Origin of the sequence: Okeania sp. SIO2C2 (genome assembly GCF_010692625.1) — a bacterium.
GTDB classification, from domain to species: domain Bacteria; phylum Cyanobacteriota; class Cyanobacteriia; order Cyanobacteriales; family Microcoleaceae; genus Okeania; species Okeania hirsuta.
In genome coordinates, this window is sequence record NZ_JAAHGM010000052.1 from 20450 (window position 1) to 41286 (window position 20837).

15 protein-coding genes and 2 pseudogenes are annotated in these 20837 nt (G+C 36.0%); 11 read left to right on the forward strand and 6 right to left on the reverse strand.

All coding sequences use genetic code 11. The features are described from left to right. Positions 1-185: 185 nt before the first annotated feature. Together F6K18_RS27775 and F6K18_RS27780 are read right to left on the reverse strand one after the other, a co-directional pair. Positions 186-1541: a methylglyoxal synthase gene (locus F6K18_RS27775; RefSeq protein ID WP_287525615.1), complete on the reverse strand. Its 1356-nt coding sequence runs from the start codon at positions 1539-1541 to the stop codon at positions 186-188. Between the two features lie 1487 nt (positions 1542-3028). Next, positions 3029-3772, reverse strand: coding sequence for a hypothetical protein (locus tag F6K18_RS27780; protein WP_287525617.1), 744 nt, complete (start codon positions 3770-3772; stop codon positions 3029-3031). A gap of 100 nt (positions 3773-3872) precedes the next feature. On the opposite strand from F6K18_RS27780, the gene F6K18_RS27785 reads away from it, so the two are divergent. From F6K18_RS27785 to F6K18_RS36925, 6 genes and pseudogenes are all read left to right on the forward strand, one after another. Continuing rightward, on the forward strand, positions 3873-5654 hold the full coding sequence (locus F6K18_RS27785) for an ABC transporter ATP-binding protein (RefSeq protein WP_375341359.1): 1782 nt from the start codon (positions 3873-3875) through the stop codon (positions 5652-5654). Further along, positions 5627-5806, forward strand: a complete 180-nt coding sequence (locus tag F6K18_RS27790) for a hypothetical protein (RefSeq protein ID WP_287525619.1) — start codon at positions 5627-5629, stop codon at positions 5804-5806. Before F6K18_RS27785 ends, F6K18_RS27790 begins: the two co-directional genes overlap by 28 nt. 465 nt (positions 5807-6271) lie before the next feature. Beyond that, entirely contained in the window at positions 6272-6742 is a 471-nt protein-coding gene (locus F6K18_RS27795; protein WP_287525621.1) for an SMI1/KNR4 family protein, read from the forward strand. Between the two features lie 485 nt (positions 6743-7227). Next, the gene (locus F6K18_RS27800) at positions 7228-7671 is read left to right on the forward strand and encodes a hypothetical protein (RefSeq protein WP_287525622.1); all 444 of its coding nucleotides are present in this window, start codon (positions 7228-7230) and stop codon (positions 7669-7671) included. Positions 7672-7739: 68 nt separating this feature from the next. Beyond that, positions 7740-7965 (forward strand): annotated as a pseudogene (locus F6K18_RS27805) (IS1 family transposase); the annotation flags it as partial. Positions 7966-8078: 113 nt separating this feature from the next. Beyond that, a pseudogene (locus F6K18_RS36925) lies at positions 8079-8330 on the forward strand (glycosyltransferase); the annotation flags it as partial. A gap of 341 nt (positions 8331-8671) precedes the next feature. On the opposite strand, the gene F6K18_RS27810 reads toward F6K18_RS36925, so the two are convergent. Further along, a complete protein-coding gene (locus tag F6K18_RS27810) occupies positions 8672-9883 on the reverse strand; it encodes a glycosyltransferase (RefSeq protein WP_287525624.1) in 1212 nt (403 codons plus the stop codon). 522 nt (positions 9884-10405) lie between these two features. Between F6K18_RS27810 and F6K18_RS27815 the strand changes: the two genes are divergently transcribed. Continuing rightward, positions 10406-12130 (forward strand): DUF6798 domain-containing protein, encoded by a 1725-nt coding sequence (locus F6K18_RS27815; RefSeq protein WP_287525625.1) that lies wholly within the window; start codon positions 10406-10408, stop codon positions 12128-12130. Between the two features lie 86 nt (positions 12131-12216). On the opposite strand, the gene F6K18_RS27820 is transcribed toward F6K18_RS27815, so the two are convergent. Both F6K18_RS27820 and ftsH read right to left on the reverse strand, forming a co-directional pair. After that, the gene (locus tag F6K18_RS27820) at positions 12217-12381 is read right to left on the reverse strand and encodes a hypothetical protein (protein WP_287525626.1); all 165 of its coding nucleotides are present in this window, start codon (positions 12379-12381) and stop codon (positions 12217-12219) included. A 74-nt stretch (positions 12382-12455) separates the two neighbouring features. After that, a complete protein-coding gene (gene ftsH / locus F6K18_RS27825) occupies positions 12456-14315 on the reverse strand; it encodes an ATP-dependent zinc metalloprotease FtsH (RefSeq protein ID WP_287525627.1) in 1860 nt (619 codons plus the stop codon). A gap of 623 nt (positions 14316-14938) precedes the next feature. On the opposite strand from ftsH, the gene F6K18_RS27830 reads away from it, so the two are divergent. Further along, entirely contained in the window at positions 14939-15100 is a 162-nt protein-coding gene (locus F6K18_RS27830) for a hypothetical protein (RefSeq protein ID WP_287525628.1), read from the forward strand. Between the two features lie 2 nt (positions 15101-15102). Then, the gene (locus tag F6K18_RS27835) at positions 15103-15783 is read left to right on the forward strand and encodes a Uma2 family endonuclease (protein WP_287525643.1); all 681 of its coding nucleotides are present in this window, start codon (positions 15103-15105) and stop codon (positions 15781-15783) included. Positions 15784-16621: 838 nt separating this feature from the next. Here the strand turns inward: F6K18_RS27835 and ftsH4 are convergent. Continuing rightward, on the reverse strand, positions 16622-18511 hold the full coding sequence (gene ftsH4, locus F6K18_RS27840) for an ATP-dependent zinc metalloprotease FtsH4 (protein ID WP_287525629.1): 1890 nt from the start codon (positions 18509-18511) through the stop codon (positions 16622-16624). A gap of 300 nt (positions 18512-18811) precedes the next feature. On the opposite strand from ftsH4, the gene F6K18_RS27845 reads away from it, so the two are divergent. Next, positions 18812-19588, forward strand: a complete 777-nt coding sequence (locus F6K18_RS27845; RefSeq protein ID WP_287525631.1) for a peroxiredoxin-like family protein — start codon at positions 18812-18814, stop codon at positions 19586-19588. A 101-nt stretch (positions 19589-19689) separates the two neighbouring features. Continuing rightward, the gene (locus F6K18_RS27850; RefSeq protein WP_287525632.1) at positions 19690-20343 is read left to right on the forward strand and encodes a response regulator transcription factor; all 654 of its coding nucleotides are present in this window, start codon (positions 19690-19692) and stop codon (positions 20341-20343) included. Positions 20344-20837 lie beyond the last annotated feature (494 nt).

Here is a 20837-nt window from a genome sequence, read left to right on the forward strand (position 1 = left end):
AAATTTTGAAATTACCTCTACTTTTCTCTAATTTCTTCCCTCCTGACTCCTGAGTCCCCCTCCTGGGAGGGGTTAGGGGGTGGGTTTGCTCCTAAGTAATGAAGATTGATATCATACACTCATTCACCAACACCCACAAAATTTTTCCGTCTTTCTTCTTCCTTCTTTCTTCTTCCTTCTTCCTTCTAAATTATCTCATCATTTTGCAGAACCTGATTTTTAACTCTTGTTGGTAAAGATAGAAAACTCCAGGCAGATTTTTCTTCAATTTCATTGGTTGGCGGAGCAAGCACAATTAAACCATCAGGAATACACTTAATCTCAACTGGTGTAGTGCCAATAATTTCACCGTCAAGGACAACTTTTTGCGGTGGCTCTGTACTAACTTTTACCTGCTTTGTTCGCAAACCAATAGTATCTTGATCTTGAGCAGGAGTTTTAAATATAGCTGACCCGAACATTCTAACTACGGTATTAACAGCTTGCAGTCTACTATTGGAGGTAATAATCATTACTTCTAATAAACCATCATTCATAATTACTTCTCCCAAACCTTGAGCTAAAACTGATGTGGGTGGAGCTGCATTAGCAATTGTTATTGCTCCTGCTTCAAAGGTTTTGGTAACACCATCAATTTCTATTTCAACATCAAAAAGTTCTTGTTCGTTTAGTTGTTGCCAACCTGCCATCACATAAGCAAGCACTCCCCAACGGTTTTTAGCTTCTCGATCTGCTCTCTCTACGGTTTCTGCTTCATAACCCACTCCTGCTAATAAAATCATGGTACGCTCATTGCACTGACCAACATCTATTGTACGAATTTTGCCTGCTAAAATGACATCACAAGCACCTCTAATTGGTGTAATGCCGGGAATTCCTAAAGCCATACCAAAAGCATTGGCAGTACCTCTAGGAATTACACCCAGAGGAATACCTGTATTTACTAATTCTCCAGCAACGGCAGAAACAGTGCCATCACCGCCAGAAGCAATAATCAGATCTGCTTGTTTAGCGATCGCTTCTTTTGTCAATTCTTCTGCTGTTTGCTCTATAGTGGTTTCGTGTATATGTAAATGCAGATGAGGTTCGAGAAGTGATTTAATTAATGATAATTCTTGTTGAGCATTGCCCTGACCAGATACAGGGTTGAATATGAGGTGGGCAACAGTAGCTTGAATGAAAGTATTAATAATTGCTTCAGCAGTGGCAATGTTAATGGCAATCGGGACATTATGTACCTGACAAATACGCAGTAATAATTTGAGGTCTGGTTCATAAGATTGAGAGAATAGGTAGTCTACTAAACAGATAACAGCAATAATATTTCCTGTGGCTATTTCTGCTGCTATTTGAGCATCTCCTCCCAAGGAAATTGGTAATAAAGAGTTTATTTCTATAGCTGTTTCTTGTAAAAGATATTTAGCAGTGTCTTCTGGGGCAATTAATTGATAGCGAGATAGCACAACTTGATGTTGTTTGACAAATTCAACTAAGTTGTCTTTTTTGCTGTCATAAGCAAGTAAAGCAATTGTGTTTGTCATGGTTTTTATTCTGGAATAAGTATACTAAGTTAGGCGTTATACCAAGGGTGGAAAAAGAATGTTACGAATAATCAGGGCAGTTATAGCGCTGCGCGTAGGGAACAGGCAATAGGGAATAGCTCATTTGGGGAAATAAAAAGCTGATCATATAAGATTTTAGCTATTGGAAACTTCCTGCAATTTGTAAATATGCCAGTGCACATTGCTATCAAAGACACGTGCAGGAGATGTCCCTTGGACTAAAAAGATAAATTCCGACCTAATGAATGGTATCAAAGCTATTTATTATGTATGTGGCCAATCCGACGGCTCCCCTACCTGACTCGGTCCTCAGTCCTACTAAGAAATAACCTAAGTAGAACATGGTAAATTTTGGGCGCTATGTATCAAATTGTAAGTTAGCTCAAAAATTTATATAGCAATCCTAAATAGGTCGTGACAAATCAAAAAGTAAATAAAAAAACTGAAACTCTTACCAGTTAAGTGTTCCCAGTTAAGTGTTCCCTAAAAAGCAGTAAGATTTTTGACACGAATAAAATAGGATTGCTATATTAGACATCTCCAAAAATCAAAAATTAAATCAATTATCGTACATAAATTATCAGTTCTTTCCTCCTCCATACCTATTCCCTCTTTTCTGGAGATGTCTATTGATTGCCTTTAGGGTTTTTTTGATTAAAAATGCAACGTCTTTTTTTTAGCTTGCTCTACTTAGTTATTTGTAGTAAATATTTATCACGCTTGGTATTAGGCAGGAAAATTTCAAAACAATAGACATCTCCAGAAAAGGTGATGAAAGCTTTACAGTACCTTCCCAAAATCGGTATTTTTGGAGGTATCTAATAAGCTAATAAATATTTAGATTTTATCTTCTCTATTAAGTTTTCCCTTTTATAAAAATTCAGATATTAGTTAAAATTATGAACAGCTTATTGTCATAGATTTTAGTATATATTGTCTGACTAATTTGCTATCTGTATCATAATATTTTACAGTAGTAATAATTATATAATTTTTAGGCCATACTCAATCTGATTTAGATTGATTTTTGATGTAGAGATGAAGGCAAAAATTATAATTATCTATGATCAATCAATACAGTTCAGACAAGATCAAAATTCATCTTATAGCCAAGATCAAAATAAGCTCTTGCACATCACAGATTTGCAAAAAAAAATCCTTAACTTAACCGTATTCTCTTATAAAGCTTACTTGGTATAAGTATTTTGAATTATACCATAATAATCCTTACATAAAGATACTTTCAACAATTAATAATTAATTATTAATTATTAATTATTAATTATTAATTATTACCTCTCCTTGAAAAGAATAGGATTGACTAATCATGAAAATTTTTCTTTATTATCCCCTTAAAAGGGGAGGCTTTAAACCACAATTTTTCGGTAAGATATTTTGCATTTTTTTTACTAATTATCTGATTATCTGATGCTTTGATTTAAGATATTTGTGAGTAATTTTTACTATTATTCATTTAGTTTAAATGAATCTAAAAATTTTTCTACTGCTCCTGGAATTTCGTTTTCTGTTTCTATTTCACTGGCTCCAATCATATACAACCTTTTTCCTGCTAAGTAAACTCTGAATGTAATAGTTTCAACATTATTTGTCAGTACAAATTCTCGCCCTAAAAATCTTTCTGAGTTGTAGGAATCATTCCTACTCAATTCAAAATCTGTAACATCAATAATTTTGTGTTGTACTCTTACTAATATATCTTGCTTATCAGCCAATTGTTTACTATTTAAAACGTCGGAATAAGCAACTACAAATCTTGCTGACTCGGGGTGACTTGCAAATACTTTAAAATTAATATTTCCATCGTCAGTTTCAATAATTTCTCTCTCGGCCGTCATTCCACCTGTAGGCATCCAGATTGTAAAATCTCCTTCTCTAAAAAGAAATTTTTGCCATTCTATCTGTCCAGATTCAATCGTTAATACAGATTGGGGTTTTTGTGTTTCGAGCTGTTTCATTTCCTGCTCTATCTGTAGTCGTCCTTTTTCAAAAAAGTCTGGACGGTTATTCAAGGAAAAACGAGCTTGTTTGTCTATAGTTTGCCTAGAATTATATAATTTCAAGTCCCAATTACTACAGCTAGTATTGAAAACAGCTATGATTGCGATTAAGAATAAATTAAGAATTGAGGATTGTCTTAAGGGAACAGCGATAATAGTTTGATATTTTTTATCTATTTTGAAATTGTTCATAGTTCATTAATTTAGACTGGCAATATTGACATTATACTTAATATTAACTATGTTAGAATAATTCGAGTTTTTATTTATACAAAATTATAGGAATTTAATCTTGTCAAAAAAAACATTTAAATCAAAACATCCTTTTTTACGTTTGCTTAACTATGGAAGTAGTTATCGTACTCAAATTTGGCAAGCTACTATCTGCTCGATTTTAAATAAAATTTTCGACCTGGCACCTCCAGTTTTAATTGGAGCAGCAGTTGATGTTGTGGTGAAACAAGAAGATTCTCTGATTGCTCAATGGGGAATTAAAGATATTTTTGGGCAACTTTTGGCTTTGACATTTCTGAGTTTAATTGTCTGGGGATTAGAATCAATTTTTCAATATGCTTATGAGCGACTTTGGCGCAGTTTAGCTCAAAATATTCAGCATGATTTACGCATTGAAACTTATAGTCATTTACAAGATTTAGAATTAGCCTATTTTGAAGAACGTAGTACGGGCAATCTAATGGCAATTTTAAATGATGATATTAATCAGTTAGAAAGATTCTTGGATGTAGGAGCAAATGAAATAATTCAAGTTTTAGTAACAGTCACAATTATTGGCGGTGCTTTTTTTGTTTTAGCTCCTAGTGTAGCTTGGTGGGCAGTTTTACCAATGCCATTTATTATTTGGGGTTCAATTTGGTTTCAAAAATTTTTAGTGCCTCGTTATGCTGAAGTTCGAGAAAGGGTAAGTTTATTAAGCGGGCAATTATCTAATAATATTTCAGGAATTACTACTATAAAAAGTTTCACAGCAGAAGCTTATGAAGTAGGAAGAATTACTCAAGAAAGTGAAGGTTATAAAACCAGTAATAGACGAGCGATCGCTTTTTCTGCTGCTTTTGTTCCTTTGATTAGAATTATAATTTTTATCGGTTTTACCGCAACTTTATTATTAGGTGGTTTAGAAGCAGTTGCTGGTAGATTAGCTGTAGGTACTTACAGTGTCATGGTATTTTTAACTCAACGATTATTATGGCCTTTAACTCGCTTAGGACAAACTCTTGATTTATATCAACGAAGTATGGCTTCTACTAATCGGGTGATGAATTTATTGGATACTCCGATTACTATTTCTCCGGGAAATATTGCTTTGTCTGTTGAGTCAGTTAAGGGAGAATTAGAGTTAGAAAATGTCACTTTTGCCTATGGGAAAAATTCACCTGTTGTGAAAAATCTTTCTCTCAAAATTCCTGCTGGAAAAACTATTGGAATTGTCGGTTCAACAGGTTCGGGAAAAAGCACGATAGTCAAATTATTACTGCGGTTTTATGAAATACAAGCAGGTAAAATTACTCTCGATGGTATGGAAATAAATCAAATTAATTTACAAGATTTACGGCGGGCAATAGGTTTAGTTAGTCAGGATGTATTTTTGTTTCATGGAACTGTGGCTGAAAATATTAATTATGGTTCTTTTGATGCAACTTTGCCAGAAATTATTGCCGCAGCTAAAATTGCTGAAGCGGATGATTTTATTAATAAATTACCTCATGGTTATGATACTATTGTTGGTGAAAGAGGACAGAAATTATCTGGGGGTCAAAGACAGCGAATTGCTATTGCTAGAGCTGTGTTGAAAAATCCTCCTATTTTGATACTTGATGAGGCAACTTCAGCAGTGGATAATGAAACTGAAGCAGCTATTCAAAAATCTCTAGAAAAAATCACTCAAAATCGGACAACAATTGCTATTGCTCATCGTCTTTCTACTATCAGAAATGCCGATAGTATTTACGTTATGGAATATGGCAAAATAGTAGAATTTGGTCGCCATGAGGAATTATTAGAAAAATCAGGAATTTATACTAGTTTATGGCGGGTACAATCTGGTTTAAAGTAAGGAAGAAGGAGGAAGGAAGAAGGAAGAAGGAAGAAGGAAGAAGGAAGAAGGAGGAAGGAGGAAGGAGGAAGGAGGAAGTAAGAAGGAGGAAAGAAATAAAATATGATCAAAAAAATTACCGGAAAATTGTGGGTATGTGCCTCCCCTTTTAAAGGGATAAAAAAAGAGAATATTCCTTATGTCAAACCTCCTTATTGCAGAGGTACTGATAACTGATAACTGATAATACCATTTCTCAAAAACTTTTCTACATTTTATTGAGTAGGGGAGTAGGGGAGCGGGTAGGGACTAAGCATGCTTAGTCCCTACCGGAGAAGTAAAAACAAGAATAATTAACAGTCTTCGTCGCTCAAATTAGCAAAAAAGTTATTCGAGCTGTGTTAATTACTTAATAACTGAAGCTGTCCCCAAGTATAGCGTTACTTTTAGGAATTGGTATAACTGAAATGACTTCTACTATGGGATTTATCCCTCGTAAAGGAAGGAAGAAGAAGAGATTTTATAGAAAGTCTTGAGATAAATTTATCAGAGATTACTTACGAATCTTTATTTGAAAAGTAATTTTATAGAGATCTGGTAGTTATGGAACAAAAATAAACCCAAAAAGGAATATCGTTATGTATCTCGACCAACTTAAGTCACGAGCTAAAGAATTAGAAGATTTATATTTATGTAAAGATAATTTAGCCCATAATGCTAGATTAATTCCTTGTACCGAAGAGGAAATTGAGACTCTTGAAAGTCGCTTACAACTATCCTTACCCGATGCTTATAAAGAGTTTCTTTTGTGGGGAGGACACTGGGCGAGAGGATTAATGCGTGACTCGTATTCTTTCTTTAATTCTCTTCTGAATATTCAAGAAGTAGCTGTCGAATTATTAGAAGAAAATCAGTTTCCCGAACCCTTGTCACCAGATGCTTTTGTGTTTTATATGCATCTGTCTGGTCTTTTTTTTATGTTTTTCAAAATATCTGAAGGTAATAATCCACCAATATACATTTATGAAGAAGGGGAAACTCTGCTAACTTTTAAAAAGGAATATCTAAGTTACAGTGACTTTTTAGCTGACGAACTATTTGGTAACTAAATGGTTCTTGAACTGACTGATAATATAACCCGTATTTTTTGTGATTTGAATCTGGATAAATAAACTGTTTTCAATCAGGCAATGCTCGAAAATTTTGATGGTAAAGATTGAATTTTATCTCGGTTAACTTCAAAGTTTCTCTGATTTTTTTTAAAGCTCAATTTTTCACATAAAAAGTAGCTTATCAAATCAGTTTGTGAGAAATTATGGTATACTATTTCACTCAACACCTATGACAATAAGAAGCTTTTCTTCCTCAGAAAGTATGTATAGTCTTGATACTATCTCTCTTAGATGTTACCGAAAAATAAAGGTATAAAGCCTCTCCATTCATGGAGAAAACAGAAAAAAAATTCCTTTTAGCCAATTCTCTCCCTTTTAGGGAGAGGTAATTATTAATTATTAATTATTAATTATTGAAAGGTATTTTTTAGCTGACAAACTTGAATTGTCAGAATCAAAATTTTGAAGTTCACATTTAAATTATGAATAGATTAAATACCAACCCACCGAATAACCATAAAAGTAATTGGCAACATCAATTAAATAAATTTGTCAAAACTAATCAAAAAGAATTAGCTGCTTTAGCATGGGGTCTACATTTGGAAAAGGGAGAAACTGATGAGACAATTGGAATTGATTTAAAAGAGACACCTAAATTCGTATATTGTTCAAAAGCAGCTATAGAAAGATTAAATCGCAATGTTGATGGCAAAATTCAGGAAATCTTGGGTTTGATAGATGGTTATAAACCAGAATTAGAAGTATTAATGATTGCTATTGGTGATGGCCAAATTAAATTAGTTTATTTTCAACCAGAAATATCCCCACCAGACTGTTTTGAACAACTGGGTCAGGATGTTGATACTTTGTTGAAATTATTAGAAACAGAAATGAGTGAATGTATTAATACCAATTTGATAAAATAATTTGGTAGTGCATCAAGAAAGTGTAGGAATGATAAGATGATTATTGTTCCTAAATACTTTCAATCATCATGGAATGTCCTGTGTGTGGCCATCATCAAACTCGGGTATCATGGAAAGACAACTATTGGAAGTCCACGATATTATTGTCCTGAATGCCGAAAAACTTTTCCTGCGGAATGCTGCGCAAACACCAATACTTTTGACACCCTGTACTATCGTAGAAAAATTCAACCAGAACAAATGCGTATGCTTCTACAAACTCATGTTGAGGGCAGTAGTTTAAAAGGCATTAGTGGAAAGCGTGAATCTGGCTGATGGATTAGTTTATCAAAAGTTGATAGTGTAAAATAACAAACTTACTCTAACTATGAGTTAATTATAGTTGACTATCGGTCGAGCGATCGACATCCATTGTTCAATCTTATAAAGATATCAAATATATTTTAGGTAAAGGTAGCGGTGCTTCTTACAACGCAGGAATAGATGCTGGTAATGGCGAATTAATTACTTTTTTAGACTATGATGATTTCTGGAAAAAAAATAAATTAACTGTTCAACTTAATTATCTTTATCAACATCCAGAAATTGAATATGTAATTGCTAAAATGAGATATTTTTTAGAACCAGGATGTAATATTCCTCCTGGGTGTCGTGAATAACTTTTAGAGTTGATTTATAAAGTAAATATTAAGAGGCTGAATTTATTACAGGACAAAGGTTTTGCCGATTTTGGGTCGGTAAACCAGAAATTACTGAGACCTAGATAGCATAAGAGTTTTCCTGCAGAATGCTGCGCAAACAGCTCAGTTTATAAATCAGCTCTAAAATCAAACGTTTATGTCTTGACACAAATGTTTATATCATCGGGATTCAAGAAGTTACTTCAGATGAGGCCAAGATTCTTGAGTTTATAGGTTACTATGGTAAACAATGTACTCAAATTGAAGCTGATTCTTGCTCATACCCCACCATGCGCGTACCGATGCCTACTCAGCATTTTTTATTTGTCTACCTGAGTGACTCGCCAACTCAGTTTCAGATTTACCCAGAAATTCCATAAAGTAACAGTAGTGATCGCTATTAACTTAGCAATATATTCATTAACTCCAAGAAGATTAAATAGTAAGTTGATAATTAACACATTAAAAATCAAGCCAGTCAGACAAATTAAGTTGAATTTTAATAACCTTTTAACCCTTTTCCGCCAACCACGTTGCGAACGGGAGATATCACCAAAAGTCCATAAGTCATTCCACAGAAAATTATTGATAATTCCTGCCTCTGCAGATAATATGGCACTGCTAGTTAAGCCCAAACCCACCGCCTCGCGCAATAAATAAAACACTGTCATATCCACAAACACCCCACTAAAGCCAACTGTACCAAAACGAATAAATCGTCCAACAGGCCATTTGGCTAACCTTAAAGTTAGAAGATGTTGCAGATATTCTATATATTGTTTCCAGGTAACTTTGCTCTCTCCTTCCAGACGTTCCTGGAACACATAGCCCACTTCTCCTACCCAACGAACGTTACCTCGACCTAAAACCTCAATCAAAATTTTGTACCCAACTGGACTGAGGGTTTTGCCTGCGATCGCCTCCCGGCGCACCATAAAATAGCCACTCATGGGGTCAGAAACTCGCCCCACTACTCCAGGTAAAATTATTAACCCTAAAACTTGAGCCCCACGAGACAAAAATCGTCTAATTAAACTCCACTCACTGACACCTCCTTCCCCAACATGACGACTAGCTACTGCTAAATCAGCACCTTGCTCCATTTCAGCCAATAGTTTTAACAGAGTTTCTGGAGGATGCTGTAAGTCTGCATCGATGACTCCCAATATTTTTCCTCTGGCCGCCTGCCAACCACGAATCACTGCTGTAGAAAGTCCCCGTTCTTTTTCCCTACGCATTACCTGAAGCTGAGGATATTCTGGTGTCATATTCTGAGCCACCTCCCAGGTTAGGTCGGAACTATTGTCATCTACAACAATCAATTCGTAAACACTGGGAATTACATCATCAAGTAATTGAGTTAATTTCTGGACTATCGTAGGTATGTTTTCGCTTTCCTTATATGTTGGAATCACTAACGAAAGTTTAATATCTTGGCTACTCAGTTCTGTAGTATTTTTTGCTACAGTCGGAATTTGCAATAAACCGGTTGGTACTGTTAACAGCGAATGTGGTTTATTTGTTGTAGTCATTAATAGTTGCCTTAATTTGAGTATTTGTTAATTGTGATTTAACAGTAATCAGGAATAGTCAACTCTATAACTATTTGCTAGTTATTGACCATATACTTTTTGTGTTAAATCTATTTTCCTAGTTTATACTATTTTTGACTTTTTTAATATTTTTTAGATATATCATACTTTAAAACCACTTTACGGGAATTGATTCAATAGTTTATTATGAACATAACCTGTTGTATATAGATAAGAATGGCTTAAGAAGCGGATTTACTCCAAGAATTAGATTACTTGATAATTTAAAATAATGATATAATATAAAAAATCAAATAAAACTACACTATATGGTGGTATCATTTCCAGTTGGGAAACAGAAGAAAAAATTAGAAATATAGCAAGTTAATCAATATAAACTACGCCATGAATCCACATTTAGTCAAGCGTTCTTCATTATTTTCAGTAATGACTCAGCCCCAGATAAGTCGAACAATAGTTATTTTCTTTTTTCTTTGTCTAGCCTTAATGTTCGGTAACATTATGAAAGTAACATCAAACGAAGTAGATGTTTTACCCTTGGCCAGACAATTTACAAATCCAGACTGGATTCCTCAAGATTGGTATCTTAATCAGCCTCCTGGCTATCGCCTGCTCTTTCAGTTAATATTCGGCACGATATTAAATCTGTTAGGTTTTGTCTGGGGTGGTATTGTGGGGCGGATAGTAATCTATAGCCTAGTTAGTTATGGTTTTGCCACAATGAGTCTAAGTTTAGGCATGAGTTTACATTCCATATTACTGAGTCTCTCGTTTTGGTTTCTTTATCAATTCCGCCCACTTGCCAAGCAATTATTTCCGATTTTCTTTCCTAGCCATAACGTGGGATTAATCATACTAGCTGCAATGATTATTTGTAGTATTTTCTTACTGAAACTCTGGCGGAAACCTTTATCTCCTCAAGCTAATTTTGATCGTTATGCTTTACTAGCAGTATCTTTCTACATACTTATAATTCTTAATAATCGCCCTTTCAGTATTGCTGCCAATGAATTTATGATTCCTGACCTAGAAGCAAAAGCTATTGCCTATGGATTTGTTTTAATTGGTCTGAGCAAATTTTTAAATAACCAGTATAGTTTGTGTGGTTTATTTCTTGGAGTAGCTACCTCCTTTCATGTTCTTGTTGGGGGTTATAGTTTTCTAGCATTTTTTGGTTATATTTTGTTTGAAAATATTTCGACTCTAGGTTCCTGGTTACGTCAAGGGATACGGGTTATCCTGTTTTATAGCTTGGGAGGAATTTTTGCCTTTCCTGCTGTGTTTCAAAAGTTATTTGGCTCATCTTCAGAGAGTTCCATCAATTCATCCGAAATTTATGTTTTTGTTCGCCTGCCACATCATTTAAACCCTGCTTCTTGGCCTAATAATTGGTGGCTAGTGCTACTGAGCTATCTGCTGATATTTGGCATGGTAGCTTACATAAGTACCGCTAAAACAACCCAACCCATAGTAGTCATTAATGCTCGCTTGAAACTTATCGGTTTTGCAGTTTTGAGTATGATTCCTTTCCTCCTGGGGTTAGCGATCGCCCCGTGGGATCAAACGGGGTCTTTGCTTCAATATTACCCATTTCGGTTAGGGGATGCTATATTGCCGTTGAGTACCTATATGTTCATGCTTTGTGCTTTGGAAGATACTTTTTCAGGTGGTAGTGCTAACCATTTCCGAACTTTCAGCTTGGTAATTTTAACCATAATCTTTTGTGGTTGGTTTTGGGAGTTTCAGGTAGGGGCTAGACAAGTATTTCAGTTTCCAGAAAACTATATAGGTATAAGTCAAGATAAGCAAGAACTCTATACTTGGATTAGACAGCATACTCCAGATGATGCAGTGATTGTTTCTCCTCCAGGTAGTTTATTATCTTTATCTTGGCAAACTGAGCGGGGAACTATTGCTAAGTACAAGTTTTTGCCCCAAACTGCACCAGGAATTGCTGAATGGTATGATCGTCTTAATAGTTTAAGTAACGGTGTAATAGATGAAGAAATACCTAAAATTCTGGCAGGAGAGAGTCAAAGCTTGGGAGCCATGTCTAGAAAATTAGATTCGGGGTATAATTCTCTGGTTCAAGAGGCTATGTTGGAGTTGATGAAAAAATATAACACTAATTGTGCAATTGTTAACTCAGAAACTAAGTATTCATTGCCCTTGTTATACAAAAATAAATCTTATAATTTCTATTGTCATAATTCTGAAAAATTATAAGGTTGAAAAATTTTTGGCAGGAAGTGAAAATTAACCTAGTAGGAGAAATGTCAAAATATTTATTAAATCCTACTAAACAGATATATTTAAAATCTAGACAATTTATCTACATAAGTAGTAGGGAATAGTTCTGATATGTGTACTATTTTAGGACTACCCAGATATTTATGAACAGTTGTGCCACAATATCGAGATATCTGAAATAGTTCATTCTTTTTTCCTTCTGGTAGTTTTGCGAAACTAAATAACATGAGTATAAAAGCCCAATTTATCAAAAATCAAGCTTCTATCTCCTCTTTAATATTCCTGTCATTAAGAATTTTACTTAGCTCAAATGAAGCTGCTTTTCCCAAGGCGATCGCGCCTGGTCTAATAACTTATATAACTCCTCACCTTCTATCACTTCTTGTGCTAAAATTTGCTGAGAAATCTTTTCCAACAAATCTCGATTATGGTTCAAAATATCTAAAGCTTGTTGATGAGCTTTCTCTACAATTTCCTTCACTTCATTATCAATAGCTTCAGCAGTTTTTTCACTCAATAAACGACGGGAATTAATCCCGCCATTCGCCAAAAACCCTCCTTTGCCACTCCGTTCATAAGCTAAAGGTCCTAATACTTTACTCATGCCATAAGTTGTTACCATTTGTTCGGCAAAATCAGTGGCTTTTTGTAAATCTCCAGAAGCTCCAGTAGTAATATTTCCAAATATAATTTCCTCCGCTGCACGTCCTCCTAAAAAAGTAGCAATTTGTCCCCGAAGTTCCCCCTCATCTTTTAAAAATCTATCCTCAGTGGGAAGTTGCAAAGTATAACCTAATGCTGCCATTCCTCTTGGTACAATTGAGATTTTTTCCACCTTACCACTACCAGGCATTATCGCCCCAACTAAAGCATGACCAACCTCGTGATAAGCTACTATTTTCTTTTCGCGATCACTCAAAACTCTACTTCTTTTTTCTAAACCAGCAATTACTCTTTCAATAGCTTCAGCAAAGTCTTTTTGTGCCACAGTTTGCCTTTGATTTCTAGCAGCTAATAAAGCAGCTTCATTAACAAGATTAGCTAAATCTGCACCGCCAAAACCAGAAGTTCTCACTGCTATTTTATGTAAATCTACATCTTCTCCTAATTTAACTTTTTTGCCATAAATATTTAAAATTGCTTCACGACCAGATAAGTCAGGGCGGTCTACTAATACTTGTCTATCAAATCTTCCCGGACGTAATAAAGCAGCATCTAAAGCTTCTGGGCGGTTAGTAGCAGCTAAGATAATAACTGTTAAATCTCCAGCACCAAAACCATCCATTTCTGTTAACAATTGATTGAGAGTTTGTTCTCGTTCATCATTACCGCCACTGTGAAAATTTCCACTGGTTCTTGACTTCCCAATTGCATCTATTTCATCAATGAAAATAATACAAGGAGCTTTCTTTTTTGCCTCTTTAAATAAGTCACGAACTCTAGCAGCACCAGTACCAACAAATAACTCTACAAATTCCGAACCAGATATACTAAAAAAAGGTACTCCTGCTTCTCCTGCCACTGCTTTTGCTAATAAAGTTTTACCTGTTCCAGGAGGTCCGACTAATAATAAACCTTTAGGAATTCTGGCTCCAATTTCAGTGAACTTTTGAGGTGATTTTAAGAAGTCTACAATTTCTGTTAATTCTGTCTTTGCTTCTTCTACTCCAGCAATATCAGCAAAGGTAATTTTATCTGATTCTCCTTCGACATAAACTTTAGCTTTATTCTTACTCATTGACAGAGCACCTTGAGAACCACGATTCATAAAAAACTGAAATGCTAATACTAATATAATAGGCGGAATTACCCAGTTTAAAAGAATAGCAACCCAACGACTTTGAGGTGGTGCAGCTTGAAATAAAACTTTATTATCTTCTAAACGCTGAAGTAGTTGGGAGTCATTTATTGGAGTAGTAGTAAGTAAAGGTCCGGGTTTGTTCTCTTCTCCTTTGAGACGATATAAAATTTTTTCTTCATCTACTTGAACTCCAACTACTTGTCCGTTTTCTACCTGTTGAATAAAGACACTATAAGGAACACGAGGAGGTTTACGACGTGGCACTAATAAATATGCTGTTAATAACAGACCTGCCAAAATTAATAATGCACTGCCTATCTGACGCTTATTAGGATTTTTTGGTTTCTTTTTAAGACTCATATTTATTGGGATATAATTGTGAACTGTATCAGGACTTACGCACCTGCAACTTATTTTCCTCATTGCGACCGTCAGGGTTTGGGCAGCAGTCCGGAACGGAAAGCAATCTCAAATCCTAGTTTTTCGTACCTCATGCGTAAGTCATGTGTATATTCAAATCATCAAAAATTGAACGTTTATCTTTTTTTTATGGGTTTAATACCCTAAACCTCATAAGTGGTGTCTGCAAGTTTGTTGGAATTTGATCCATTGGAGCGACAACTTTTCAGTATCCCCATCCATTTTTTCCTTTTTCCTTATTCAATTGAGACTAACACTTTATTATAATATAAAATATAGAGTTTTTGCTAATTAATTAAGATAACAGGGAACAGATAACAATTAAAAATCTTTTTTGCCAACCAAACTTGGTCTAATATGAAATACTAAAATTTTTGCTACAAATACTTAAGCTGTTTCAAGTAGTCAGTAGTCATAGCCTATATATTATTTAGTTATAGTCAAACTCAGTTTTTTTCAAATCGACATTTCTAGGTAAAGTCTTTTCAGCAGAGAAATTATTTGTAGGATTATTTTGAGATTTCATATAATATTTTATCAGCCAAAAACTCATAATAAAAAGTATGGTACAAGAGCTAACAAATGAGACTAAACCAGAAATTATATCATGTCCGGTAGCATCGGTATTGTATAGCAAAGGTAGGCAACAGCTCATCTGGCAACAGCTCCGGAAGGCAACAAACAGGAAGGCAATTGAGCAAGAAAAAAACTTAAATTTCCTGTAGATATCCACGCTAACTTTTACACAAACGATACCAACGGACATGATATTATTGATCCAGAAAGTGATGGTCAACCAATAGCAGATAATACAAAACAATTTCGCTGGATTGTAACTATCAAAGAAAATTTAGAAATTTTATTTGCTGAGGTTGCTGATGTTTTTGTCGCTGGAGATTTCCTCTGGTATCCAGTGGTAGGAAATAATAAAATTCGGACTGATCCTGATATTATGGTTGTATTTGGTAGACCAAAAGGAGATAGGGATTCTTATAAACAATGGGAGGAAAAAAATATTGCTCCCCAGGTGGTATTTGAAATATTATCGCCGGGCAACCGTCTGAAAGAAATGAATAAAAAATTGCTATTTTATCAACAGCATGGAGCCGAAGAATATTATATTTATGACCCCGATAAAATAGATTTTACAGGTTTAATTAGAGTGGATAATACTGCTTCTCCTCAAAGCGATCGCTTAGAAACAATTGAAAAAATTGATGGTTGGGTCAGTCCACGTTTGCATATTCGTTTTCAAATCACAGAAAAGACCTTAGAAATATATCGACCTGATGGACGTAAGTTCCTGACATCGATAGAATTAGAGCGACTTAGAGAGCAGGAATATCAACGAGCTGAACAAGAAAAGCAACGAGCTGACAGACTGGCAGCAATACTTAGGGTTTGCTGAAAAAAGTCTTTTTGCTGGGGTAGGAGACAGGAGACAACCCACCCCCAACCCCTCCCAGGAGGGGAAGACAGGAGAAATGGGAATTTAGAGGAGATAGGAGCTAAGTTTTGTCCCTTGATTTTTCTGCCCAACTATGAGCCTAAAATACTAACTTTTTTAGCGTGAAGAGCTGAAAACCAGGCACTGCAATTCGACAAAAAAAAGGCTAAAACCTTTATATGTAAATACTTTTAGATTTAATCAGCAAGCCCTACTTAGAGAAAGAGGAATTTACCCAGATGAGCTATTATAGTTTTGATTGAAAAAAATTGGCGTTGTTGAATAAATGTATGATATTTCAGGAGTCAGTAGAGGCGAAAGTCATTTCATATCATCTCCGCGGTGGAAGGAAGGCAGAGGGCAGCTATGCTGCTATGCTCAAGGGTTTCTTTCAATTGAAACTTAATTGTATACACGCTCTGATGCTACCGGACATAATATCAGTTATCAGTAGCCCACAGTAGGGACGTTAACGTCGTTGTGCGCTAGCTAATGGCCATTCGCCCCTACAGCGCTTTTGCTGATGACGATGTGGTTCATCAATCAGCAAAAGCGCTGTATAAAAGCCATTTGGTATCTTTGCACGCGGTATGTGCTTTTGACTACCGTTCTCATTCCTCAGTCCTGGTGAAATCAGGAGATTCAGAAATAGAATAGAGGAAAAAGCGGATGCGACCCCGCGCCATCGCACGGCGCACCAGGTAGCGCACCAAGCAAGTAGAAAAATGCTTCCATCTCCCCCACTCCCCCATCTTCCCACACTCTTTATCTAATTACACCAATGCTACCAGACATAAGATTATCCCACTTCAGAAGGAATTTTTGCAGTTTCCGCAGCTTGAACTTGCTGCAATAACTCTTGTAATTTTCCTCCCTCAATTACCTCTATATCCAAAAGCTGTTGAGAAATTGTTTCCAACAAATCTCGATTATGATTGAGAATATCTAACGCTTGTTGATGGGCAGTTTCCACAATTTCTTTCACCTCATCATCAATAGCTTTAGCAGTCTCATCACTCACCATGCGACGCGGGTTCATTCCACCTTGACCGAGAAAATTATTCTGTTGACCCTTCTCATAAGCTAAAGGACCCAATATTTTACTCATACCATAAGTTGTCACCATTTGCTCTGCTAGGTCAGTCGCGCGCTGCAAATCATTCGCAGCACCAGTAGTAATACTACCAAAGACAATTTCTTCCGCCGAACGACCCCCCAATAAAATTGCAATTTGTCCGCGAAGTTCCGCCTCATCTCTTAAAAATTTATCCTCAGTAGGTAGTTGCAAAGTATAACCCAAAGCTGCCATTCCTCGAGGAACAATAGAAATTTTCTCTACCCTACCACTGCCAGGCATCAATGCACCAACTAAAGCGTGACCCACTTCATGGTAAGCAACAATCTTTTTCTCTTTATCACTGAGAAGACGACTTTTCTTTTCCAAACCTGCCACAATGCGTTCGATCGCTTCAGCAAAATCTTCCTGAGAAACCTTTTCTCTTCTGTTACGCGCTGCTAATAATGCTGCTTCATTAACCAGGTTAGCTAAGTCCGCACCGACAAAACCAGGAGTACGAGTAGCGATCGCCTTTAAATCTATATTATCTGCCAACTTAACTTTGGCAGCATAAATTTCTAATATTTTCAGACGACCGGGTAAATCTGGACGGTCTACCAAAACCTGACGGTCAAATCTTCCTGGTCGCAATAAAGCAGGGTCTAAGGTTTCGGGGCGGTTAGTAGCAGCTAAAACAATAACTGTTGACTCGGCAGCAGCAAAGCCATCCATTTCAGTTAATAACTGGTTGAGAGTTTGTTCCCGTTCGTCGTTACCACCATAAAAACCGCCACTGGCACGAGATTTTCCAATAGCATCAAGTTCGTCAATAAAAATAATACAAGGTGCTTTTTGCTTTGCTTGTTCAAATAAGTCTCGCACCCGTGCTGCACCTGCACCCACAAATAATTCGACAAATTCGGAACCGGAGATACTGAAAAATGCTACTCCTGCTTCTCCTGCAACTGCTTTTGCTAATAGAGTTTTACCAGTTCCTGGAGGTCCAACTAATAATACACCTTTGGGAATGCGTGCGCCGATATTAGTAAAACGTTCGGGAGACTTAAGAAATTCCACAACTTCTTCTAATTCTGTTTTTGCTTCTTCAACTCCTGCCACATTGTTAAAAGTTACTTTCGTAGACTCACCTTCGACGTAAACTTTTGCCTTACTTTTTGTAATCGAAAGTGCCCCTTGGGGACCGCCCATACCACCTGCACGACGACCAATAAAAAATTGCCAGATAGCGACAAAAATTAGCGGAGGAATTACCCAACTCAAGATATTACCAAAAAAATTATTAGAAGGAGGCGGAGCAGCAAATTCTACTCCTTTTTGTTCTAGACGTTTTGGTAATTCTAGGTCGAATATTGGGGTAGTTGAAAATACCTGTCCTGGTTGTTCTGCTGTTTCTTTAAGTTGGTAACGAATTTGTTCTTGACCAACAGAAGCTCGTGCTACTTTGCCGTCTTCTACTTGGTTAATAAATAAGCTGTAAGGAACGCGAGGAATTTGAGGACCGAATAAATTAGGAAATACTAGGTTTATAAAGAGGAATATACCTGCTAGCAATAATAATATATTGCCAATTCTAATATTGCGAGGTCCTTGTGCATTATCTTTGATACTCATGGTTATTATCTTTTTTTGGTAAGCAAGATATAGCGCTGCGCGCAGGCAACAGGCAACCCACCCCTAACCCCTCCCAGGAGGGGAATAAAAAGCTTACAATATAAGATTTTAGCTATTGGACAGTTCCTGCAATTTGTACATAAGCCAGCGCACATTGCTATATTAGTCTATGTATTTATTTTATATTATTTCTGAGGAAAAGAGGAAGTAGGGACGTTGCATGCAACGTCCCTACAGAATAGGGGGAAATAATTGATAATTTCTGTGCGATAATTGATTTGATTTTTTATTATTTGTCTTATGAATATCTACCAGACCCTAAAGCAAAGTCAACCTCTCAGAATTAGTGATGGCGAAATTTCACCTATCCTCAGTGGTTGTGAAAATGTTAATCGTCTTTTAGTTTTAATTTGGTCACAATTGGGTGATTTTGATAACCTAGAATATGCTTGGTGGTTACAACGAGAATCTGCTAAGTTGCGAGATCAAGGGGTGACAATAAGGGCAATTGGGATTGGCGATCGCGCTTCTGGTTTGAAATTTTGTGAATATACTGGGTTTCCGACAGAATGTCTGTTTGTTGACCCAGATGCTCAATTGCATCAGGAATTAAAGCTATATCAGGGATTAACTTTTAAATTCCCTTTATTAACTACAGGTCAAAGTGCTTGGGTCAATTTAATGTTGATGTGTGCAGGTATTGGTAGTCCTGGTACTTTAGGGGAGGTGTTTAGAGGTTATCTAGGGGATAAAAAAGCACCTCAATTGATTGGTGATGATGAAGTCATCCATGCTAAACCTTTACCACCCCTAAAGGGTTCATTTTTTAAGATGGCGGGTGGAACAGGTTTTCAACGTCCTTTTGAACTAGCAACACTGAGGTTAAGAAATATGACTGAAGTTCTAAGTCATTGGTCAACTTATGTACCTAATTCTGCTTATTTGACTCAAAGAGGTGCTACTTTTCTATTTGATAGTCAGGGGAATTTACTGTACAAACATTGCGATCGGGGCATTCTGGATTTTGCTTTTAATAAAAGTAATCCTTTATCTTTTATAGCAGAGAACAGGGAATAGGAAATAGGGAATAGGCAACAGGTAACAACTCTCATTATGGCTAAACAAGCTGGTGTAGGCATGACGAGCTACAATAAACGGTGTAATTGATTTTACTCAAAATGAATATTCAACAACCAAAAATTCTCATTATTGATGACCATCGCTTACTGTTAAATGGAACCATTAGTTTGGTAAGCGATCGCTTTGGGGATGCCCAAATATTCTCAGCTCAAACCGCGCAAGAAGCTCTTACAGAAGTTGCTCTACATTCTCCCGATTTAGCGATCGCCGATTTGTCTATTCCTCAGGAATCAGGAACAACCGCCCAAATAGAGCATGGATTGGGGTTACTCAAGCAATTAATGCAAGATTATCCGCAACTTAACTTAATGGTACAAAGTAGTAGCATCAAAGCATTAGTTCGCCTCATACCTGAAATTGATGCCCATCAAGGAGGATTTACAATTGCTGATAAAAGTGAAACTGTAGAAACTTTTTTAACTCGGATGGAATGGTCAATGCAAGGACTTACTCATACTAAGGATTTACAAACTGATTTGGAAGTTAAACCCGAGTGGTTGGAAGTGTTGCGACTTGCTTTTGAAGAAGGTTTGCAAGATAAAGCTATTGCTCAATCAATGTATAAGTCAGAACGTATGATTCGTCACTACTGGTCAAAAATTCAGGATGTATTGGGAATTTATCCTGAACCTGGAAAAAACATTCGAGCTTTAACACAAATCCGTGCGCGGGAAAAAGGTTTACTAGATTGATTATTAGACATCTCCAATAGACATCTCCAGAAAAGAGGGAGTAGGCAGTAGGCAGTAGGGAGAAAGAATTGATAATTTCTGTGTGATAATTGATTTAATTTTCGATTTTTGATTTTTGGAGATGTCTAATAGTAGAGAGAGTGTGGGGAGATGGGGAGATGGGGAAAAATTAAAAAGATATATCTTCACCATTACCATGCAGGACTACCTCTTTTGTGAATAATTTGCCAGAAAAATTGGATTTTTGTTTTGAAGTGATTAGAAATGCACATTGGTTATAGAAAATTTCCAGAGATAGTTTTATTTAACATTCGACTTGAAATTAAATACCATTTTTGTTACTGCAAATAAACCTTAGTTAGGATTGTTTGTAATGAAACAAGATTGAGATTACAAATGATGACAAATGAATGTTAACAGCAACCGGACCCGTGGAACTTATACCTGATAGCAGCATAAATAATTAAATTACTAACAAAAGATATCTGTTTTCA